General features: G+C 63.6%; 19 protein-coding genes. 2 read left to right on the top strand and 17 right to left on the bottom strand.

The window, feature by feature from the left end; all coding sequences use genetic code 11:
* Positions 1-2 precede the first annotated feature (2 nt).
* The 12 genes from trbL to gabT all read right to left on the bottom strand — a co-directional run bounded on the left by trbL (position 3) and on the right by gabT (position 13,284).
* Positions 3-1,382 (bottom strand): P-type conjugative transfer protein TrbL, encoded by a 1,380-nt coding sequence (gene trbL, locus ACZYSP_RS15615; RefSeq protein ID WP_489015140.1) that lies wholly within the window; start codon positions 1,380-1,382, stop codon positions 3-5.
* Between the two features lie 4 nt (positions 1,383-1,386).
* On the bottom strand, positions 1,387-1,695 hold the full coding sequence (locus ACZYSP_RS15610) for an EexN family lipoprotein (RefSeq protein WP_489015138.1): 309 nt from the start codon (positions 1,693-1,695) through the stop codon (positions 1,387-1,389).
* Between the two features lie 12 nt (positions 1,696-1,707).
* Positions 1,708-2,472, bottom strand: coding sequence for a P-type conjugative transfer protein TrbJ (gene trbJ, locus ACZYSP_RS15605; protein ID WP_489015136.1), 765 nt, complete (start codon positions 2,470-2,472; stop codon positions 1,708-1,710).
* Positions 2,469-4,976, bottom strand: a complete 2,508-nt coding sequence (gene trbE / locus ACZYSP_RS15600) for a conjugal transfer protein TrbE (protein ID WP_489015134.1) — start codon at positions 4,974-4,976, stop codon at positions 2,469-2,471. The genes trbJ and trbE overlap by 4 nt, the downstream gene beginning before the upstream one ends.
* Before the next feature lie 18 nt (positions 4,977-4,994).
* Positions 4,995-5,279 carry a VirB3 family type IV secretion system protein gene (locus tag ACZYSP_RS15595; protein ID WP_489015132.1) on the bottom strand — a complete coding sequence of 95 codons (285 nt, stop codon included), beginning with the start codon at positions 5,277-5,279 and terminating at the stop codon, positions 4,995-4,997.
* Positions 5,276-5,608 carry a TrbC/VirB2 family type IV secretion system protein gene (locus ACZYSP_RS15590; RefSeq protein ID WP_489015130.1) on the bottom strand — a complete coding sequence of 111 codons (333 nt, stop codon included), beginning with the start codon at positions 5,606-5,608 and terminating at the stop codon, positions 5,276-5,278. Before ACZYSP_RS15590 ends, ACZYSP_RS15595 begins: the two co-directional genes overlap by 4 nt.
* Positions 5,605-6,660, bottom strand: a complete 1,056-nt coding sequence (gene trbB / locus ACZYSP_RS15585; protein ID WP_489015128.1) for a P-type conjugative transfer ATPase TrbB — start codon at positions 6,658-6,660, stop codon at positions 5,605-5,607. Before trbB ends, ACZYSP_RS15590 begins: the two co-directional genes overlap by 4 nt.
* Positions 6,644-7,114, bottom strand: a complete 471-nt coding sequence (locus ACZYSP_RS15580; protein ID WP_489015126.1) for a CopG family transcriptional regulator — start codon at positions 7,112-7,114, stop codon at positions 6,644-6,646. Before ACZYSP_RS15580 ends, trbB begins: the two co-directional genes overlap by 17 nt.
* Positions 7,111-9,111, bottom strand: coding sequence for a conjugal transfer protein TraG (locus tag ACZYSP_RS15575; RefSeq protein ID WP_489015124.1), 2,001 nt, complete (start codon positions 9,109-9,111; stop codon positions 7,111-7,113). The genes ACZYSP_RS15580 and ACZYSP_RS15575 overlap by 4 nt, the downstream gene beginning before the upstream one ends.
* A gap of 264 nt (positions 9,112-9,375) precedes the next feature.
* Positions 9,376-10,263 (bottom strand): LysR family transcriptional regulator, encoded by an 888-nt coding sequence (locus tag ACZYSP_RS15570; protein WP_489015122.1) that lies wholly within the window; start codon positions 10,261-10,263, stop codon positions 9,376-9,378.
* Between the two features lie 247 nt (positions 10,264-10,510).
* Positions 10,511-11,980, bottom strand: a complete 1,470-nt coding sequence (locus ACZYSP_RS15565) for an NAD-dependent succinate-semialdehyde dehydrogenase (protein ID WP_489015120.1) — start codon at positions 11,978-11,980, stop codon at positions 10,511-10,513.
* A 14-nt stretch (positions 11,981-11,994) separates the two neighbouring features.
* Positions 11,995-13,284, bottom strand: coding sequence for a 4-aminobutyrate--2-oxoglutarate transaminase (gene gabT / locus ACZYSP_RS15560; RefSeq protein ID WP_489015118.1), 1,290 nt, complete (start codon positions 13,282-13,284; stop codon positions 11,995-11,997).
* Between the two features lie 89 nt (positions 13,285-13,373).
* Here gabT and pdxR point away from each other — a divergent pair, with 89 nt between their 5' ends.
* Complete coding sequence (pdxR, locus tag ACZYSP_RS15555; RefSeq protein ID WP_489015116.1) at positions 13,374-14,858, top strand: MocR-like pyridoxine biosynthesis transcription factor PdxR; 1,485 nt, start codon at positions 13,374-13,376, stop codon at positions 14,856-14,858.
* Positions 14,859-14,944: 86 nt separating this feature from the next.
* On the opposite strand, the gene ACZYSP_RS15550 is transcribed toward pdxR, so the two are convergent.
* Genes ACZYSP_RS15550 through ACZYSP_RS15535 form a run of 4 tightly spaced genes read right to left on the bottom strand, consistent with a single transcriptional unit; the run spans position 14,945 to position 19,756 of the window.
* On the bottom strand, positions 14,945-16,579 hold the full coding sequence (locus tag ACZYSP_RS15550; protein ID WP_489015114.1) for a dipeptide ABC transporter ATP-binding protein: 1,635 nt from the start codon (positions 16,577-16,579) through the stop codon (positions 14,945-14,947).
* Positions 16,579-17,418, bottom strand: a complete 840-nt coding sequence (locus ACZYSP_RS15545) for an ABC transporter permease (RefSeq protein ID WP_018904346.1) — start codon at positions 17,416-17,418, stop codon at positions 16,579-16,581. The genes ACZYSP_RS15550 and ACZYSP_RS15545 overlap by 1 nt, the downstream gene beginning before the upstream one ends.
* Positions 17,415-18,449 carry an ABC transporter permease gene (locus tag ACZYSP_RS15540; protein ID WP_018904347.1) on the bottom strand — a complete coding sequence of 345 codons (1,035 nt, stop codon included), beginning with the start codon at positions 18,447-18,449 and terminating at the stop codon, positions 17,415-17,417. Before ACZYSP_RS15540 ends, ACZYSP_RS15545 begins: the two co-directional genes overlap by 4 nt.
* An 11-nt stretch (positions 18,450-18,460) precedes the next feature.
* Positions 18,461-19,756, bottom strand: a complete 1,296-nt coding sequence (locus ACZYSP_RS15535; RefSeq protein WP_489015111.1) for an ArgE/DapE family deacylase — start codon at positions 19,754-19,756, stop codon at positions 18,461-18,463.
* A gap of 115 nt (positions 19,757-19,871) precedes the next feature.
* Here ACZYSP_RS15535 and ACZYSP_RS15530 point away from each other — a divergent pair, with 115 nt between their 5' ends.
* The gene (locus tag ACZYSP_RS15530; RefSeq protein WP_489015109.1) at positions 19,872-20,033 is read left to right on the top strand and encodes a hypothetical protein; all 162 of its coding nucleotides are present in this window, start codon (positions 19,872-19,874) and stop codon (positions 20,031-20,033) included.
* A gap of 39 nt (positions 20,034-20,072) precedes the next feature.
* Here ACZYSP_RS15530 and ACZYSP_RS15525 read toward each other — a convergent pair whose 3' ends face one another.
* The gene (locus ACZYSP_RS15525; RefSeq protein WP_489015107.1) at positions 20,073-21,668 is read right to left on the bottom strand and encodes an ABC transporter substrate-binding protein; all 1,596 of its coding nucleotides are present in this window, start codon (positions 21,666-21,668) and stop codon (positions 20,073-20,075) included.
* Positions 21,669-21,700: the final 32 nt, after the last annotated feature.

The raw sequence follows: 21,700 nt of genomic DNA, 5'->3' as shown, positions 1-21,700 counted from the left end.
GATCAGGCGTTGGACTCGTCGCGCAGGCTCGGCCCGGTGCCGCTGCCGCCGTGGTCGCCCGAGCGCAGGACATGCGCCGTCGTCGAGGCCGCATGGCTCAGCTGCTGCTTGTGGCGCATCTGCTTGGCCCATGCGGGCTCGGGGGACGGTGCGCCGGCCTCGGCCGCACCGGTGGATGCAACACTGGCCGTGGCGGCAGGCTCAGCGGCATCGGCCACGAAGCTCGCCACGCGGTCCTTGACCGCCTTGGCGCCGGACACGACGCGCTGGCCGACAGCGCCGGCACCGGTTTTCGCGAGATGGGCGAGGCCGGCACCGGCCGCGCGCACACCACCACCACCGCCGCCGGATGCCGCGGCGCCGTCCTGATAGGCCGACTTCGCACCGCTCGCCAGGCCGCTGGCCGAGCGCGCGGCCGCAGCGCCGCCGCCGATGGCTGCACGCGCTGCGCCGGGCGCCATGCGCGTCCCCGCGGCCACGGCGGAACCCGCGCTTGCCACGGCCGCGCCGCCGGCAACGGCCAGGCCCGCCGCACCAAGGGCCGTGCCCGCCGCCGCGCCCGCCCCGAGCTGCGGCGCGCCCGACACCATCCCCGTCGCGATCCCCGGCCCGAAGATCCCCAGGCCCAGCATCGCAAGCGCCGCCAGCATGACGGTCAGCGCATGGTCGATGGATGGCTCGGCCCCGGGCGGCGTGCGGAACTCCGCGAAGAGGCCGGTCCCGATCCCCACGATCACGGCCAGCACCAGCACCTTGATGCCCGAGGACACCACGTTGCCCAGCACCTTCTCGGCCAGGAACGCGGTCTTGTTCCACAGTGCGAAGGGCACGAGCACGAAGCCCGCCAGCGTCGTCAGCTTGAACTCGATCAGGGTGACGAAGAGCTGCACCGCGAGCACGAAGAAGCTCACGATCAGCACCAGCCAGGCCAGGAACAGCACCGCGATGGTGTCCAGGTGGGCGAAAGTCTCGGGGAAGCCCGTCATCTCGCTGATCTGTTCCATGATCGGCCGGCCCGCCTCGATGCCGACCTGCGCAAGCCGGCCGGGCTGCAGGAACTGCGCCTGCGTCAGGCCGGAGCCCGACGCCACCAAGCCGAGCCCCGCGAACGACCGGAACAGGACCCCGGCCAGCTGGTTGAAGTGGCCGATGATGAAAGCGAACGCCCCCACATAGAGCACCTTGCGGATCAGCCGCGCGATCACGTCGTCGCCCTGCCCCGTCGCCTGGCTCATGGCCCAGAACAGCCCGGCCAGCGTCATGTCGATCACGACCAGCGTGGCCGTCAGGAACGCCACCTCGCCGTGCAGTAGCCCGAACCCCGAGTCGATGTAGCGCGAGAAAACGTCGAGAAAGCGATCGATGACCGCGACATCTTTCATCGCGTCAGTCCTTGGCGTCCGAGCTGGCCGGCGGCGAAGCCGGTGCCGCCCGTGGCGGGACCGGGTCGTTCGCGTACGGCGACTGCGCCCCGCTCATGAATCGCTGGCGCGTGGCCTCGGCCACCGCATGGCACTGCGCGTCGCCCATGCCGGCATGGTCGGCCTTGCACTGCGCGCGCAGATCCTTCAGCCGTTCGGGATTCGCGACCAGGGATTCAACGGACTCGATCGCGGGCCGGGAAGGCTCGGACTTGCCGCAGCCGGCGAGCACGAGGACGCCAACGGCCGGGATGATGAAAGGCAGGTTCTTCATGGACGTCTCCCCTCAGCTGCCATAGAAATTCACGCTGTAGGGCGTGTACGGCGTGCCGCTGCCCATGAAGCGCCGGCGCACCTCGCGCGCACGCTCCTGCACCGCGACCTGCCGCGCCTGTTCCAGCGCCGCGGCGCGGTCCTGCGTGATCTGCAGCTGCTGCGCCTGGATCGCCTGGCGTGACTGCAGTGCCAGCAGCTGGTTCGTCGCCTGCATCGCCTGCAAGGCGCCCGTGGCCGACTGGCTGCGGTTCACGAGATCGGTCAGCGCCCGTTCGTCTGAGGCGAAGTTCTGCATCGCCTGCGACTGCACCTGCGTCGCGGTGCGCAGGGCTTCGAGCGAGTTGCGCCAGCGCTGGCGCGCATCGCCGGCCATCTGCGCACCGGAGATCGCCGCTGAAAAAGACTCGGGATAGAGCCGCTTGAACTCGTCCTCCATGCGTGAGACGTTGAAGGCGAGCCCCTGCGCCTGCTGGATCAGCTGATTGGTCGCCGACAGCGTCGACTTGAGCTCGGACAGCGCATTGAAGTCCAGGCCCTGCAGGTTCCTCGCCTGGTTGCGCAGCATCTGCGCCTCGTTCTGCAGCTGCTCGACCTGGTTGTTGATCTGCTCCAGCGCGCGGGCCGCCGTCAGCATGTTCTGGATGAAGTTGGACGCATCGAACACGGTGTCGCCGACGCCGAAGATGGCATGCGCCGGCGGGGCGACGCCGAAAGCGATCGCACTGACCGCGACCAGCGCGGCGATCCGGGGCTTGAAGGAAGACGGGAGGTTCATGGCATTGGCTCCTGCGGGGTTGAGGAAAGAGATGGGGATGCAGATGGAAACGAAGCAATGAGGTCGGCCGCCCAGCCGAGACCGGAATGGCGCAGCCAGGCGGCCGCGAAGACCGAAGGCATGCGCGCGAACGGCGACGCCTCGACCGAGGCCTGCACGCGGTCGATCTCACGCTGATCCTCGGGCGAGGCCGCGCCGGCAAACGCCAGCGCGACCGGCCCGAGCCCGAGCTCGAAAACCCGGTTGCCCAGGCGCGACTGGTAGTAGTAGTCGCGCTTGGGCTGCGCCGTGGCGACGATCTCGATCTGCCGGCGGTTGAGCCCGAAACCCTCGTAGATCACGCGGATCTGCGGCTCGGTCGCCTGTGGGTTCGGCAGGAAGATCCGGCTCGCGCAGCTCTCCACGATCGTCGGCGCGATGCTGGAGTTCTGGATGTCCGCGAGCGACTGCGTCGCGAAGATCACCGAGACGTTCTTCTTGCGCAGCGTCTTGAGCCACTGGCGGATGCGAGCGGCGAACACCGGGTCGTCCAGGAACAGCCAGGCTTCGTCGAGGATCAGCAGCGTCGGCGCACCGTCGAAACGCTCGTCGAAGCGCGCGAACAGGTAGCCCAGCACGGCCAGCACGGCCGCCTTGCTGTGCATCAGCTCCTCCATCTCGAAACACTGGATGGAGGACGCCCCCAGCCGGTCCCGGTCCGCGTCCAGCAGCCGCCCGTGCGCACCACCGAGCACGTAGGGCGCGAGCGCCTGGCGCAGGGCATTCGACTGCAGCAGCACCGCCAAGCCCGTCATCGTGCGCTGCTCGGGCGGCGCGGTGGCGAGGCTGGTCAGCGCCGACCACACCATCTCCCGCTCGGCCGGTCCGACCTCGAGGCCCTCCTGCCGAAGCCGTCCCTCCACCCACTCCGCCGCCCAGGTGCGGTAGCCGTCCTGGTCGATGCGCGCGAGCGGCTGGAAGGCAATCTCGCCATCCGAACCGAGGTCGTAGTGCTCGCCGCCCAGCCCCAGGATTGTGGCGCGCAGCGAGCGCCCCATGTCGAAGGCCAAGAGGCGCGAGCCGGGATAGCGGCGGAACTGCAGCGCAAGCGTGGCGAGCAGCACCGACTTGCCCATGCCGGTCGGCCCGACCACCAGCGTGTGCCCGACGTCGCCGATGTGCGTGACCAGCCGGAACGGCGTCGCGCCGTCGGTGCGCGTGACGATCAGCGGCGGGCCCTCGAGATGCGCATTGCGCTCGGGCCCGGCCCACACGGCCGACACCGGCATCATGTGCGCGAGGTTCAAGGTCGAGACGATCGGCTGACGCACGTTCGCATAGGCATGGCCCGGGATCGACGACAGCCAGGCCTCGACCGCATTGAGGGTCTCGGGGATCGTGACGAAGCCCCGGCCCTGGATGGCCCGCTCCACCGCGCGCAGCTTCTCGTCGGCAACGGTGGCGTCGGCATCGAGCACGGTCACGGTGGCCGTCACATAGCCGAACGCCACCTGGTCGCTGCCGAGTTCCTGCAGCGCCGCGTCGGCATCGGCCGCCTTGTTCGAGGCGTCCGAGTCGACCAGCGCGCTCTCCTGCTGGAAGATGGTCTCGCGCAGCAGCGCCACGATGTTCTTGCGCTTGGCGAACCACTGGCGGCGCAGGCGCACGAGCTCCTTCTCCGCCTCGGCCTTGTCCAGGCAAAGAAAACGCGTACTCCAGCGGTAGGCGAAGCCGAGGCGGTTCAGGTCGTCGAGCAGCCCAGGCCAGGTCGCGGTTGGAAATCCGCGCACCGAGAGCACACGAAGATGCAATCTTCCGAGCATCGGCGCGAGCCCGCCCGTCAGCGGCTCGTCGGCCAGCAGCGCATCGAGGTGCATCGGGACCTCGGGCACCGCGACCGCATGCCGGCGCGTGGACACGCAGCCGTGCAGGTGGGCCAAGGTCTGCGCATCGTCAAGCCAATCGATCTCGGGCATCACGCCTTCGAGCAGGCCAAGGAAGCGCTCGGTCTCGTCAATGAAAGCTTCCAACCGGGCCTTCCAGTTCGACCCGTTCGACCCACCCGATCCGCCCTTCCCATCCTTGCTCTCACCTCCGGCGTTCTCGTAGAGCAGCCCCGCGGCGCGCGCCTTCGATTCCTCGGACGGCAGGTACAACAAGGTCAGGTGGTAGCGGCTCTCGAAATGACTCGCGTCCTCCTTGAACGCGGCGCGGCGTTCCTCGTCGACCAGCCAGGACAGCGCCTCGGGGAACGACGACTCGGGATAGCCGGCCGCCTCGCGCCGCTCGGCTTCCACGAACAGCGCCCAGCCCGAGCCGAGCCGGCGCAGCGCGTTGTTCAGCCGCGCCGAAGTGGCGACCAGTTCCCCCTGCGTGGCGCTGTCCAGGTCCGGCCCGCGGAATCGCGCGGTGCGCTGGAACGACCCGTCCTTGTTGAGCACGACCCCGGGGGCGACCAGCCCGGCCCAGGGCAGCCAGTCGGCCAGCAGCGCCGGGCGCTTGCGGTATTCGGCGAGGTTCAGCATGGCATTTCCCTGCTCGCCTCAGACATCGAGCAGCGGCCGCTGCTTGATGTGCCGCGCGAAGACCTGCATGAACTGCGGGTCCAGGCGTGCGCCCCAGACGGCCAGCGCGTGGCCGACGATCCAGAGCGCGACGCCGGGCAGCCAGAGCTGCAGCCCGAGCCCGACCGCGGCGGCCAGCGTGCCGTTGGCGATCGCCACGGTGCGCGGCGCGCCGCCCAGCAGGATCGGCTCGGTGAGCGACCTGTGCAGCGGGATCTCGAAACCGGGCGCAACACCCGCCGAGAAAGCAGTCGACTCGCTCATGCCAGCACCGCTCCGCCCGAGAAGCTGAAGAAGGTCAGGAAGAAGCTGGACGCGGCAAACGCGATCGACAGGCCGAACACGATCTGGATCAGTCGGCGGAAGCCCCCCGAGGTGTCGCCGAAGGCCAGCGTCAGGCCGGTCACGATGATGATGATCACCGCGACGATCTTGGCCACCGGCCCCTGGATCGAGTCGAGGATCGACTGCAGCGGTGCTTCCCAGGGCATGTTGGAACCGGCCGCACGCGCAGGCAGCGCGACGGCCAGCAAGAGCATTGCCGCTGCGGCCGCGTACAGCAGCGGCTTTGCGGAACTGCGTGAAATCGTCATGACGGTTCTCCAGAAGACGACGGGGTTGAAGGGGCAGGACGAGATGAAGAGAGCAACGGAAATCCAGGCACCGTCGAGGTATCGAGCTGGTAGCCCTCGCCGTCGTGGCCGACGACGCGCGCGATCTCGCGCACCCGCCGGGCGCGGCCGCGCCCGGCGATGAAGACAATGACGTGAACCGCCTCGGCGATCAGGGCGCGCGGCACGGTTACGGAGACTTCCTGCACCAGCTGCTCCAGCCGCGTGAGCGCGCCCAGCGCGGAACCGGCATGCACGGTGGCGATGCCGCCCGGATGGCCGGTGCCCCAGGCCTTGAGCAGGTCCAGCGCCTCGGCGCCGCGCACTTCGCCGACGACGATGCGGTCGGGCCGCAGCCGCAGGGTGGCGCGCACCAGGTCGGCCATCGTGGTCACGCCCGGTTCGCTGCGTAGGCTCACGTGGTCGTCGGAGCGGCACTGCAACTCCACTGTGTCCTCGAGGATCAGTACCCGGTCGCGCGTCTCGGCGATTTCGTCGAGCAGTGCATTCGCGAGCGTGGTCTTGCCCGTGCTGGTGCCGCCGGCCACCACGATGTTCAGGCGCTCGCGGACGGCCTGTCGCAGGAACGTGGCCTGCTCCTCGGTCAGGATCCCGTCGGCGACGTACTGCGCCAGGCTCATGATGCGCAGTGCCCGCTTGCGGATCGCGAACGAGGGCGCGCGCACCACCGGCGGCAACACGCCCAGAAAACGCTCGCCGGTCTCGGGCAGCTCGGCCGAGAGGATTGGTGTACCGGCATGCACCTCGGCGCGCACGTGCGCAGCCAGGAGACGGATGATGCGTTCAGCCACCGGCGGCGGCAGCACCGCGCCGGTCGGCGCGCGGCCTGTGCCGAGCCGGTCCACCCACAGCGAGCCATCGGGATTGAGCAGCACTTCCACGACCTCGGGATCCGCGAGGGCCGCCCCTATCTCCGGCCCCATGGCCGTGCGCAGCATGCGGATACGTCGGGCCACCGCGCTGTCCCCGGCGCCTGGAGATGACTCAGAAGAACGATCAGACGGCTGGACCATCGGCGGCCTCCTCTGCTTCCCCCTGCCTTGCATGCGTTGGCACCGCTTCAGGCTCGATCTCCTCGTGGACCTCGCGTACCAGGCTGCGCCCGCGCTGCAGGTGCCGGCCGAGTTGCTCGATGAACTGGGCGAAGCGGGCCCGCCCTTGCGCCCGAGCGGCTTCCTGCTGCCCTTCGGGCACCGGGATCGAGACGGTGAGGAAGTAGCGGACATAGAGCGCCACCGTCTCGATCAGGATGTTCTGGTCGCGCTCGAGCCGGTCGAACTGGCGCGAGAGCCGGTCCAGGCGCTTGGCGATCGCCGCTTCGCGCTGGTCACCGCCATCGGGCGACAGGAACGAAGCCAATGCGGCGGCGACCACGGCCGATTTCGAGACACCCTTGTGCACCGCCAGCCGATCCAGGCGTTTGGCGTGCTCCGGCTCGATGAAGATATTGAGACGAGCTCGGCTCATAGCGTGATCCCGTCGTCAGGGTCCAGCGCGGCGAGGCGCGCCGTACGCGAGAGCTGACGGTCCACGTCGCGCGGCCGCAGCGGCACGTCGTCCTCGTCATCGAGCACCAGCAGTCCGTCGTCCTCGTGTAGCACCGACGGGTCGCGCACGACCTCCAGCTCGGGCTTGAGCTGGTAGCCGCCCTCGTCGGCGAGACCAGCCGCATCGGCAGACGACAAAGACTCGGGCGCGATCAGCGGCGCCAGTCCGCTCCAATCGTCGGGCCGTGTCGCAGGACGATCCGCGTAAGAGCCCGCCGCCAGCGCCGGTGGTGCCAGCACGCGCCGTATGAAGTTGCGGTCCTGGTAGTAGCGCAGCTTCTTCGCCCTGATCGGCGGATGGCCCGAGACCATCACCACTGCCTCGTCGGGCGGCAATTGCATCACCTCGCCCGGCGTGAGCAACGGCCGCGCCGTCTCCTGGCGCGAGACCATCAGATGGCCCAGCCATGGCGCGAGCCGATGCCCCGCGTAGTTGCGTTGCGCACGCAACTCGGTGGCCGTCCCCAGCGCCTCCGAGATGCGCTTGGCCGTGCGCTCGTCGTTGGTGGCGAACGCGATGCGCACATGGCAATTGTCGATGATCGAGTGATTCGGGCCATAAGCCTTGTCGACCTGATTGAGAGACTGCGCGATCAGGAAGGCTCGCAGGTCGTAGCCGGCCATGAACGCCAACGCCGACTCGAAAAAGTCCAGTCGCCCCAGCGCCGGGAACTCGTCGAGCATCAGCAATAACTTGTGGAGGCGCGCGATGCCGTCGGAGCCGTCGAGCGATTCGGTGAGCCGCCGGCCGATCTGGTTGAGGATCAAACGGATCAGCGGCTTGGTGCGGCTGATGTCCGAGGGCGGAACGACCAGGTACAGCGAGACCGGGTGCTTCGCCGAGATCAGGTCGGCGATGCGCCAGTCGCAGCGCGATGTGACCTCGGCCACAGTCGGGTCGCGGTACAGCCCCAGGAAGGACATGGCCGTGGACAGCACCCCCGAGCGCTCGTTGTCGCTCTTGTTGAGCACCTCGCGGGCGGCCGAGGCCACGACTGGATGGACTGCATCGCCCAGGTGCGGCGTCAACATCATCCGGTGCAGCGTGACCTCGAAGGGGCATGCGGGATCGGAAAGGAAGTTCGCGACCCCGCGCAGCGTCTTGTCCTCACCCGCGTAGAGCACATGCAGGATCGCCCCGACCAGCAGCGCGTGGCTGGTCTTCTCCCAGTGGTTGCGCCGCTCGAGCGCGCCCTCGGGATCGACCAGGATGTCCGCGATGTTCTGCACGTCACGCACCTCGTGCGCGCCGCGGCGCACCTCGAGCAGCGGGTTGTAGGCCGCGGAGCGCGCATCGGTCGGGTTGAACAGGAGGCAGTGTGAGAAGCGCGCACGCCAGCCCGCCGTGAGCTGCCAGTTCTCGCCCTTGATGTCGTGGATCACGGCCGAGCCAGGCCAGGACAGAAGCGTTGGCACCACGAGTCCGACGCCCTTGCCGGACCGTGTGGGCGCGAAGGTCATCACATGTTCAGGACCGTTATGACGCAGATAGGCGCCGTGCTTGTCCGATGTTCTGCCGAGGAATACACCTGCGGGCCTCATCAGACCGGCCTTAGCGATCTCGTCAGCTTCCGCCCAGCGTGCCGACCCGTAGGTCGTAACGCGCCCTGTCACGCGCGAGCGCCACACTGCCATGCCGATGGCGGCCCCTGTAGCGAAGATCCCGCTCGACGCCGCGATCATCCCACCTCGCAAGAAGACGCCAGGTGCATAGGCATCGAACCAGTACCACCACTCGAAAAGACTCCAGGGTGCGTAGACAGGCACGCCCCAGAGTTCCGACCGAGGATCTCCGAGCCGTGGCGAATAGCCCAGTGCATACGCCGTCCACTGGGTAGCCGCCCACAGGCCACCCGTCGTGACGCTCACCACTACAACAATCTGTCCGAACAGGATGCCGTTCGCTCCTCTCGGCATAGGTCACCTCCGCGTTCATCCCTGCGCGCATGCCGAAGCGGCACCGCGCTCTGAAGTCTGGATTGGAAGTGCCGCCGCGCACACCCACGCGAGCGTGGCGCGGCGTACTTGGTCGGGTGTGTTGTTGTGGCTTTGAGCCTGTCGACGGCCGAGCGCGAAGGATCGCGGCCTAACAGGCGGCCGATAGCATTTCAGATGACCGCGGACTTGTCCAACGCCGTTGGCGCGAGGTCGCGTCGCGCCAAATACAGCGCGTCACACGGTTCAATGCTGCGTCTTGGCATGCGCCAAAAAGCGTTGCAGACCGTCGTGCAAATCGTAGCTCTCAGACTTGTACAGCACGTACGTGATGACACGCATGTCCTCGGCCAAAGGTACGGACACCACGTCAGAACGCCGCAGGGTTTCCATATGGCCGGCATCTGCGACTCCAACTCCCAGTCCTGCGGCCACACGGGTGATGTAGCCCGCGAGTGTCCTAGCTTCGCCAGCGATGATGGGGTTTGCCGTGCAATGCCGACACACAGCGTCCGTCTGACGGCGCAACCCGGGCAGACGGTCGGGGTGAAAGGCGATCATCGGGAACGCCAGGAGTTCAGAGATCGGCAGGGCGTCACGCATCGCCAGTTCGTGACCGGGCGGGAGCAATGCAACCAACGGATAGGACCATGCCACCTCTTGAACGACAGCCTCATCGTCGGCCAAACCGAAGGAGAATCCGACATCGAGTTCCTCGCGTCGCAACGCAGCCAGCAACTCGGCCGCACGCATCTCGGCAATGTCGAGCGGGATGCTGGATGCCAAGGCCCGCCAGTTGGCGAAGCACCTGGAGAGTTTGGGTTGGGCGATTCCGTCCGCGACGCCGATGCGAAGCGGCGCCCGGTAGCATGCGTCGGTTTCTCTCACCGCACGATAGGCGCGTTCAATTTGAACAAAGATGTCGCGGGCCTCTTTCAACAGCAGTTGCCCGGAGGGCGTCAGATGTAGTTTCCTCTGCGCCCGAACGAACAACTTCACCCCCAGTCGGTCCTCCAGGTCACGAATGGTGCGCGATAACGGAGTCTGGTCGATATGCACCCGCTCGGCAGCACGACGGAAGTTCAGTTCCTCCGCGACGGCGATAAAACAGCGTAGATGCCTCATTTCAATCATGACGCCTCGTCGAGCTGTTCAGCGCAGGTGAGATTTGCGACGTAAGCCGCGAGCGAAGTTCGGACGCGAAAGCGCAACATCGAGGTAGTCCATCGATTTTTATCCCCCAAAGCTCCCGGCTCAAGACGAAAACGCTATGAATCCCGATCGGGAGATTCGGAGCCGTAGCGCACGCGAACTTTGCCGGGACTGCGGACATCTCCCAGCCCGCAGCGACGTCATCTCGATTCTTGAGTTGTCACCATAGTCAACCGATCCCGGCGCAGACGTACTTCATTTCGAGGTATTCGTCGATGCCGTGGCGAGATCCTTCTCGGCCCAGCCCAGACTGCTTGACGCCACCAAATGGCGCAACTTCGTTCGAGATCAAACCGGTATTGATGCCGACCATGCCGTACTCCAACGCCTCTGACACTCGTATGGCGCGCGACAGGTCACGGCTGTAAAAGTAGCTGGCCAGCCCGAACTCAGTTGCGTTAGCAGCTGCAACGACCTCCTGCTCCGTGTCGAATGGGATCACCGCCGCGAGCGGCCCGAAAGTCTCCTCGCGGGCAACCAGCATTGCCGCGCTGGCGTCCGCAATAACAGTGGGCGCATACAGCAGGCCTTCCAACGTTCGCCCACCACAGAGTACGCGACCTCCGTGAGCTAGCGCATCTCGAACATGCTCGTCGACCTTGTCCACGGCGCTTGCATCGATCAATGGGCCTATTTGAACGCCTTCATCGAAGCCATTGCCGACTTTGAGCGCTGTGGACCGGATACTGAGTTTGGCTACGAACTCGTCATAAACACTGCGGTGGACATAGAAGCGGTTCGTGCATACGCAGGTCTGGCCCGCGTTACGGTACTTCGACACCAAGGCACCCTCAACGGCGGCATCGATGTCAGCGTCTTCAAATACGATGAAAGGCGCAAGCCCGCCGAGCTCCAAGGACAGCTTCTTGATGGTCGGCGCGCATTGCTGCATCAGAATGCGGCCAACCGGCGTGGAACCGGTAAACGAGAGTTTGCGCACCGTGGAACTGGCACAAAGCGCCATCCCCACTTCCACGGACCTCGCGGGCCCCGCCGTGACGATGTTCAGCACCCCCGGGGGAATCCCGGCACGTGTCGCGAGCTCGGCCAGCGCCAATGCGCAGAGCGGTGTTTGTTCGGCGGGCTTGACCACAATCGTGCATCCTGCAGCCAGGGCCGGGCCCACCTTGCGCGTGATCATCGCGATCGGAAAGTTCCACGGCGTTATGGCGGCGCAGACACCGATGGGCTCGCGCGACACCCATTGGCGCTTGTCAGCCCAAGTGGAGGCCAACGTTTCGCCGGCGATGCGCTTGGCCTCCTCCGAAAACCACTCCACAAAGCTTGCTCCATAAGCCACTTCGCCACGAGCTTCCGCAAGTGGCTTTCCCTGCTCCGCGGTCATCAACCTCGCGAGATCCTCGCCATGGGAGACGATGAGGTCGAACCAGCAACGCAGCAGGTTCGCCCGCTCCTTAGCCGGACGCGAACGCCATCCTGGCAGCGCGATACGCGCGGCTTCTATTGCGCGCTCCGCATCTTCGGCGCCGCAGTCGGCGACTTGGGCCAAGTGCTTACCGGTTGCAGGATCGCAAACAGCAAACTTGGCCCCGTCACTGGCAGACACCCAAGTTCCGCCGATCATCGCCCGGTCGCGAATCAAGGCAAGGTCGGAAGGCTCGAACGGGAGAGAGAGCATGCAAGACTCGCTACTCATTGCACAGCGCCCAGAATCGCGTTCCCAACGATCGTCAAAGCTTCGTCAAACGTTGCATCTTCGATGGTCAGCGGATAGAGAAAGCGGATCACGTTGCCTCCCGAGCCGCAGGTCAGCAGGATCACCCCAGCGTCAAGCGCAGCCTGCTGAACCCGCTTCGCGAAGGCGGCATCTGGGCGTCGCATCTCATTTCCGTCCTCACAAAATTCCACCGCAACCATACTACCCAAGCCCCGGACTTCTGCCAGTTGAGGTGCACGCGGACGCAATAGCTCGAGATGCGTCACCAAGCGTTCGCCCAACGCTGTTGAGCGCTTGAGCAATCCCTCCTCATTCATCACCTCGATCACGGCATGGGAGGCCGCAATGGCAACTGGGTTGCCCGCGTAGGTTCCACCTAGGCCGCCAGGAGCCGCCGAGTCCAATACGGCCGCCTTGCCAATCAAGGCTGAAAGTGGGTAGCCGCCCGCAAGGCTCTTTGCCACAACGATCAGGTCAGGGTGCACGCCACTGTGTTCGACTGCGAACCACTTGCCTGTGCGGCCGAAACCGGACTGGATTTCGTCCGCGATGAGCAGCATCCCATGCTGATCGCACAACGCACGCAGGCGATGCAACAGATCTGCAGGAGCGACATGGAAACCACCTTCGCCTTGGACAGGCTCCAAGATGATGGCGGCCACCCGTGCAGGGTCCACATCACTCTTGAACAGTTGATCAATCGCGGCGATTGAGTCCGCTACTGAGGTGCTCGGTCCTGGAAACGGCACGTGAAAAACTTCCGCCGGAAACGGCCCGAATCCAATCTTGTAAGGCGCTACCTTGCCAGTAAGTGCCATACCCATCATCGTGCGCCCGTGGAATCCTCCCGAGAATGCGATGACAGCTGGTCGGCCTGTGGCCGCCCGTGCAACTTTGACCGCGTTCTCCACGGCCTCAGCTCCGGTCGAGAAGAACGCGGACTTCGCGGGCCCATCGATCGGGGCAATTTCGTTCAGCTTTTCCGCGAGCGTGACGTATCCCTCGTAGGGCACGACCTGGTAGCAGGTATGACTGAAACATTCGAGCTGCGCTCGCACTGCTGCAGTGACTTTCGGATGCAGGTGTCCGGTGTTGAGCACGCCGATGCCGCCGGCAAAGTCGATGAAACGTCGGCCCTGCACGTCCCAAATTTCGGCATTGCGCGCGCGGGCGGCAAAGAAATCGGTGAGAACGCCGACGCCCCGAGCGGTTGAGGCGAGGCGGCGCTGATGCAGATCGGCGTTGGTGAGTGTCGTTACTGTCATGTCTTGCTCCTTTGGCTCGAATTGGAACTGTCATTGGTCCCATGTGAAAGGTCCACTTCTGTAAAATGATTGGAACCAATTCGAGTTTCATGAAGTCCCTCTGCGCAGACCTCGTGCTTCAACGCATGTCAGGCACCGCTGACACGACGCTCAACCGCAAGGTCTACGAATGTCTGCGCGCGGCAATCCTCGATGGCAGCTTGCAGCCGCTGAGCCTGTTGCCAGCATCACGTGACTTGGCCCGCGAGCTGGGCATGTCCCGCAACACGGTCGTCAACGCATACGATCAACTGCAGGCAGAGGGATACGTGCACGCACGGGTTGGTAGCGGCACATTCGTAGCCAACATCACACCCGAGAGCTTCCTCGCCACGGGCCGGAACGCCATCGGCATGGAAGACGAAAGCGCATCAGTGCGTTTCTCACGCCGAGCGCAGTCTTTGTTGGCCAATGCCTCGGCGGCGCCAGTGCAATGGGGCGCCTTCATGCCCGGGGTTCCAGACGTTACCTTGTTTCCCCATCGCCAATTCAGCCGCATTCTGGCGCGGCTCTGGCGATCGCCACGCCCTGAACTGTTGACATATTCACACGGGGGCGGCCATCCTGCCTTGCGTTCAGCCATCGCCGAGCACCTGCGCGTGGCCCGCTCAGTGCGCTGCGAGCCCGATCAGATCCTAGTCACGGAAGGGGTGCACCAAGCGATAGACCTGAGTATGCGAATGCTGGTCGACCCGCACGATACGGTATGGGTGGAAGAGCCCGGCTACTGGGGTTTTCATAAAGTGCTGCAAATGGGCTCGGCGGTGATCCGCCCCATGCACGTGGAGGGCGACGACACCGGCTGGCCCCACCGCAGCAAGCCGCCCAGGCTGATCTTCGTAACCCCATCTCACCAATACCCGCTTGGGTCGGTGATGAGCCTGGCTCGAAGGCGCGAGCTGCTCGACTTTGCGCGATCGGCAGGAAGCTGGATTGTCGAAGACGACTACGACAGCGAATTTCGATTCTCGGGTCGCCCCATTCCGGCGATGCAGGGGCTGGAACCCAACGCGCCTGTGATCTACATCGGGACTTTCAGCAAGACTCTGTTTCCAAGTCTTCGCGTCGGCTATATGGTGCTGCCCCGTGCGCTGGCCGGCTCATTCAGGACAGCGCATGCTGACCTCTACCGAGAAGGCCATGCATTCACGCACTTGGCACTCGCCGAACTGATCGAACAGGGTCACTACGCCGCGCACATCCGTCGCATGCGCGTGGTTTACGCGCGCCGCCGGGCGCTGCTGGTCTCTTTGATCCTGCGGCACCTCGGTCCCGAATATCTCGACCCGCAAGCCAGCAACGCGGGGCTGCATCTGGTGCTGCGCCTGCCGGACGGCACCGATGACGTAGCTATCTCGCGCGCAGCTGAGGTGCGCGGAGTCCTGACGCGACCGCTCTCACGCTACTACGTTCGAACGGGCGGTACGCGCCGGGGTCTGTTGCTCGGCTATGCGTGCGTAAGCGACGAGCGCATAGAACCTGCGTTTTTAGCGCTGAAGATGTGCCTCACCACGCTATCGCCAACCTCGGGGTGAATCATGACGACAAATGAGCTTCCAGAACTGAAGAGCGGCCTTGGTCCTGGCGATCCTCCGCTTCCGCGCGCTCGCGCAGTTTCCGGCTACGCGTCCACCTCCGCAGGACTCGACGTACTTGCTTCCTTCTCGCGCCCTGGGATCGCATCCAGCAGTTTTTGCGTGTACAGATGGTGAGGAGAAAAGAAGATCTGTGACGCAGGCCCGGTCTCGCATACTTCGCCCTCTTTCATCACCACAATGCGATCGCAAATCTGGGCGGCAACTCGCAGGTCATGAGTGATGAACAGGACAGCCAGGTTCAAATCCCTGGTGATACCGACCAGCAGGTCGAGGACTTGCGCCTGGATCGAGACATCGAGTGCCGAAACGGCTTCATCCGCGATCAGCAGCTTCGGATCGAGCGCCAAGGCACGAGCAATGGCAATTCTCTGTCGTTGACCGCCGGAGAACTGGTGCGGAAATCGGTTGGCGGAATCAGCACCCAAGCCGACGAGCTGCAGGAGTTCGAGTGCTCTCTGGCGTGCGCCGCTCGGGTCCGCACCGAAGGCGATCGGTCCTTGTGCGACCGCATCGCCAACACGATGCCTGGGATTGAGGGATCCATACGGGTCTTGGAAGACCATCTGGATGTCTTTGCGATGCAGTCCGCGCTGCTGAAGCGACTTGCCGGCTAATTCGGTGCCCTGCAGCTTGATGCTGCCCTGATCTGCCACCGTCAGCCCGGCGATGACCCGCCCCAAGGTGGATTTGCCTGAGCCGGACTCGCCTACGACGCCGACAATCTCTCCCGCGCGAATTGCCATGGAAACACCCTTGAGCGCATACACCTGGCGTTGGCCAAGTCGGCCAAATCTCTTCTCAAGATTGCTGACCGAAAGCAACGGCTCGGAATCGAATGAACGGGCGACGTTGCTCTGCGGCAAACCGGGCACGGCATCAATCAGATCCTTCGTGTATTGCTGCACGGGACTTCGCAGGACCTCGGCAGCGGTGCCCGATTCGACGACTTCGCCGTTTCTCATGACTACGATGCGATCCGCTATTTCCGCCACCACCCCAAAGTCATGAGTGATCATCACGACCCCGATCTGCAAACGACGCTGTAGATCCTTGAGCAGGCGAAGTATCTGGGCCTGGGTTGTTACGTCCAACGCGGTCGTAGGCTCATCGGCAACGATGATGTCGGGCTCCAGGGCCAGGGCCATGGCGATCACAACGCGTTGTCGCTGGCCCCCTGAGAGTTCAAAGGGGTAGGCGCGGTAAATGAGTTCGGGATTGGGTAGCAACACGGACCGAAAGAGATCAATGACACGCGCCGTTCGCTCCTGCTTCGTCAGCCGCGTGTGCAGCTCGAACAATTCTTCGACCTGGGCCCCGATGCGCATGATCGGGTTGAGTGCGGACATCGGCTCCTGAAAGATCATCGATATCTTGCTGCCGCGGAGTCCCCTGTGCTCGTCTGCACTCACCGTCATCAAGTCCTCTCCGGCGTACCGGATGCTGCCGCCGGTCACATGGAGCTGCTCCTTGGGCAACAGCCCCATCACGGCATGAGCGGCCACAGATTTCCCTGAGCCGGACTCGCCAACCACGCACAGGATCTCGTTCGCCCGGACATCCCAGCTGACGCCGCGCAAAACTTTCCGGCGGTCGCCTCCTGCTTGTGAGACGCAAAGACCTTGAAGCTGCAATATCGGTTTTGACACACGCATGTCCATCACTTTCCTCTCGCCTGAGACAGTTTCGGATTCATCACGTCGGTGAGCGCCTCGCCGATAAGATTCAGCGCGAGCACGGTCAGCATGATCGCAAAGCCGGGGAAGGCACTCATCCACCAAGCGTCCGCCATGACGCTGCGTGAGGCCCCGATGATGAAGCCCCAGCTCATGACATTGGGGTCACCCAAGCCGAGAAAGCTCAAACCCGATTCGAGCAGAATGGCGGATGCCGTCATCAGCGAGGCGGATACGATGATCGGCGACAAGCTATTGGGCAATACCTGTGAAAAGATGATCCTCATGTTGGATTGGCCTGATAGGGCTGCGGCTTGCACGAACTCGCGTTGCTTCAGCGTGAGGAATTCGGCACGTACCAACCTGGCCAATGGAGGCCACGACACGATGGCAATGGTCCACACGATCGTCGCCACGCTTGGCTTGAAGGTTGCCACCAGGACGACCGCCAGCAGAAAGCTGGGAATCGTCTGGAATATCTCTGTCAGTCCCATAAGGAGGTTGTCAACTTGCCCGCCGAAGTAGCCCGCAAATGCGCCAATCGTCGTTCCGATGACAAGGGCCACGACGGTCGAGACCACGCCAAGGAGCAACGACATGCGCGCACCGTGCGCGACCCCGGCCGCAATATCCCGGCCAAGCATGTCGGTTCCGAGAAGCGAACCGTCGCTGAATGGGGGCGTGAACGGCGCGTTCACCATGTCCCACGGGCCGCTGGGGAAAGCAAAGCCTGCCCCCAGCGCTATAACGAAAACCAGCGCGATGATGGCAAGCCCCATTACGCCGCTGCGGTGACGCAGGAAGAGTCGAAGGTACGAGTTCATTTGAGTTCGATCCTGGGATCGACCAGGGTGTAGAGAACGTCGGTAAGCATGTTGATGATCACGACCAAGACCGACGCGACGAAGAAAATTCCGAGCAGAAGGTTGTAGTCGCGCTGGCCAAGAGCCTCGAATGCCAACCGGCCAATCCCAGGCCACCCGAAAACGGTTTCGATCAGCACTGCGCCACCGACCAGACCGCCGGCTTGCAGGCCGGCAAACGTGATGATGGGAAGCAAGGCATTTCTCAAGACGTGCCGCCGAATGACCTGCGGCTCGCTCAACCCCTTGGCACGCGCCGTTCTCACGAAATCCATGTTCAGCACCTCGAGGACCGATGCGCGCGTGAGCCGGGTATAAATTGCCGCGTAGAACAGTCCCAGTGTCACGGCAGGAAGCAACAGGTGCCGCCCCACATCCAGCGCGTGCATGATCCCCGTGTAGCCTGCGCCTACCGTCTGATAGCCGAAGAGCGGCAGCCATTCAAGCTTGACGGCGAACAACAGCACCAGCATCAGGCCGATCCAAAAGCTCGGTGTCGCATAAACCAGAAGTGCGATCGTTGTGACTGCGGTGTCTTTCCACCGGCCCGCATGGAGCGCAGCCGTGATCCCCAGAAGAATGCCGACACCCACTGCCAGCACAAATGCGGATACTGTCAACAACAATGTCGCGGGCAGTTGCGCGAAGATCAATGTCGCAACCTTCTCTTGCTGTCGGAATGAATAGCCTAGGTCGAGGGTAAAGACCCCTTCGAGATGATTCAACAACTGCGTTGAGACAGGCTTGTCCAGCCCGAAGTCCCGTCGAAGCTGTTGCAGCGTGGCTGCGTCGGCTCCTCCAGACAGTCCCGCCATGATTTCTGCAGGGTCGCCTGGCGCGGCGCGCACGAGGATGAAATTGAACACCGCGATCAGTACAAGCACGATGGCCGACTTGATGGCACGGCTTCCAAAAAATCTCAGTGCGACACGCACGCGATTGCTATGAGAGGCCCCGAGAGGGGAGCTCGCCGGGAGACTGGTGTCTGTCATGGGTTCTTTCCTTAGTGCAGGCGGTTCAGTCCGCACCAGCGGGCGATGAACAGGGCATAAACAGCCGCCACGCGCTGCATGCTGTCGATAGACACCCATTCGTCGATTCCATGGATGCTGGAGCCGCTGGGCCCGTAACAGGTCGACGGGATAGACCCGTAGAGGTGAAAAAACTTCACGTCTGTCGTGGCGGTAAAGGCGCGCTGTGCGGGCTGGCGTTCCCACAGGTCACTGTGACAGCCCATTAGCATGGCGATCAGTGGTTGCTCCATATCCACCACCAGCCCGTCACCCTGGAATCCGCCGTATCCCACCTCATACTGCAAGGCAGCTGCTTGCGGGTGGCTGGCGTGGGCCTGCCGCAGCACCTCCTCGATTTCGGCTTTCACTTGCGCCGCCTTCTTGCCAGGGTAGTAGCCGATGCGAACATCCACTTTGCAGTGGGTCGGGACCGACGATGGCCACTCCCCCCCTTGGATCCGCCCCAGGTTGAAGTTGATGGGGTGGGTGTGATTGCAGTACACCGGATGCCGGGCTGATGGTTCGTTCCACGCCCGCTCAAGTTCGCGCAGTTGTTCGACGAGGTACTGCGCGTAGGCGGTGGCCGAGATCCCTTCCTGGGCCTGCGCCGCGTGCACCGGAATCCCGAACACTTCAATGGAAAGCCACAACACGCCGAGTTGGGCGCTCATTACACCCTCATCGGATGGTTCGGGGATGAGTGCGGCATCCGCCGTATAGCCCTCCACCAGACAGGCGAGAGCACCATTGCCGGTGCATTCCTCTTCGATGACCGACTGGAGATAGACGGTCGCTGCAGGTTCGTAGCCCAAGTTCCTCAAGGCGGTGAACGCGGTCATATACGCGACGATCCCCGCCTTCATGTCGGCAGCTCCTCTTCCGTAGAGGCGGTCGCCGACGACCCGGGGCTGGAACGGAGGAGTCGACCAGAGCTTGGGATGTCCAACAGGGACAACGTCAATGTGCCCGTTCAGGATGAGCGATCGACCTTGCACGGGACCTTTGGGCTGGTGAACGCCAACCACGTTGTTTCTACCTTTGTACTCAATAAGCGATGGTGAGTACCCGGGGTGATGGCGGATCTTTTCCTTGTCTACTTCGAATTGCTCGACTTCCAGACCCAGCTGCTTAAATGTCCGCGCGACGGCGGCCTGGGCTTCGGCCTCTTGTCCGAGCAGCGAGGGGTAGCTCACCAGCTCGGACAGTTTGCTCACCGCCTCTTCGCGGAGGGCCTCCACCGCCCCCAGTATCTCGCCGCGTTGCAGCGGCTCCTGCTGTTTTTCCATTGCTATCTCCAATTGATTTCGATTCGCTCGCTTCTCGCGAGATGGCTGGCGCCGGCCGGCGCCTTGCGTTCCTTTTGACCTTCAGTGCGCGGTGGCACCATCGAAGTCCTCATGCATGAGCGCGATCATCTTTTCCAGTGCTTTGTCTAGAACAGCGCGCTCTTGTGCAGACAGCACGGACATCATCCGGACAATGAAATCGGTGGCGATCTGCGCTGAAAGCGTGGCTGCCGTATGCCTCTTTTTGGTCAACGAGAGCGAGAACTGCCTGGTGTGACGACGAGCACAAGCCCTCATTACGGCCTCCGCATGTGGACTACTTCTTCAACAACCAAGCTTCGGCATAAGAACCTGCGGCACCGAGTGCGGTGATGTTCGCGTTCTGCACCCGCTTGCTGAGGTAGACCGGCTGTTGTGCGTCCACGATCCAGGCGACCGGAACATCTTCGACAAGGATTCGCTGGATTTCAGAGTAGAGCGCTTGCCGTTCCTGATCCGGAACCGTCGCCGCCTTCAGGAAAAGCTCGTCCACCTTGGGATTGCGGTACTGCGAGGTGTTCGTGAAAGCGACGCCCTTGCGGATGTTCGTACTCAGGTATGTCCGCGCCACGCCAATCGCAGGATCGCCATACTGGAAGACACCATTAGCCACCATCTGGTAGTCGCCGTCCCCCATCCTTTTGACCCAGGTGCCGACATCGACGTTCTCGATCGTTACCGCGATCCCCACCTTGCCAAGTGACAACTTGAGGTATTCCCCGAACCGCCTGTAGGCCTCGCCGTAAGGCATCGGAATGAATGTGGTGCGAACTCGCACGCCGTTCGAGTCAGCGACCAGTCCCATCTCGTCCAGCAGCTTGGCGGCAAGCTTGGGGTCATATGGATACTGCTTCACATTGGGGTCGTAGAAGCGGGTCATGTGGTTAATGGGGCCGGTAGCGACGGTACCAAGGCCGAAGAAAATTTTGTTGACCACAAACTCTCGGTCAATGGCGTGCATCACGGCTTGGCGGAACCGCTTGTCGTTGAACGGGGCGATCGAGTTGTTCATCTCGATCCACTGCAATGGGGCCCAGTACTCCGATCCCGCCGTCGAAACGGTAAGGGTCGGCAACTTACGCAGACGTGGACCTTCGATCGGCTCGAGATCGCTAGCCACCGCCTGCTGCACCGTGTCCTGCTCCAGGGCGACTCGCCGCGAAGCGGAATCCGGAATGACGCGGTACGTGATTCCGTCCAAGTACGGAAGGCCTTGGCGCCAGTAGTCGTTGTTCCTCACCAGCTCAATGTGCGACCCCCTCTCCCATTTGGAGAACTTGAAAGGCCCGGTGCCTATGGGGGCGTTGTTGTATGGGTTCCTGCCGAGTTCGGTCGGCACGTCGTACAAGTGCTTGGGAAGAATGGCCCCGCCGCCAATGTCGAAGGCGTATAGAAACGCCGAGTAGGGCTGCTTCAGCTTGAAGACGACAGTATTGGGGTCAGTCGCGATCACATCCGCGACGTTTTCCATCAGCGCTTTGGCACGTGCCGTATTCGCCAGAATCTTCTTGTACGTGAAGACCACATCTGCCGAAGAGAAGGGCTTTCCATCGTGCCACCTCACGCCGCGCTGGAGCTGAAACGTGTAGGTCAGACGGTCGTCCGACATAGTCCACGCTCGCGCCAGCCCCGGAGTGGGCTGCAGCTTCTGCGTGTAGATCAAGAGACTCTCATAGATCTTCGATGCCACGATCTGCGTGGACTGGACCTGCTGCAACGCCAGATTCAGGCTCGGAGGCTCAGGATTGATGATCGCGTTCAGGACGCCGCCGGCGACGGGGTTCGTTTGCGCCGGCGCAAGAGTCGTGGACATCGCAAGTCCGGCCGCTAGGGCGACTTGAAATATGCGACGGTTAAGAAGGTAACTGCTCATGTGGGTTTCTCCTGGTTAGGCGACTTTGGCCC

This window comes from Variovorax sp. F042 (assembly GCF_057814215.1).
The sequence above is the reverse complement of the archived record's forward strand: the minus strand, read 5'-3'. Positions and strand labels throughout refer to the sequence as shown.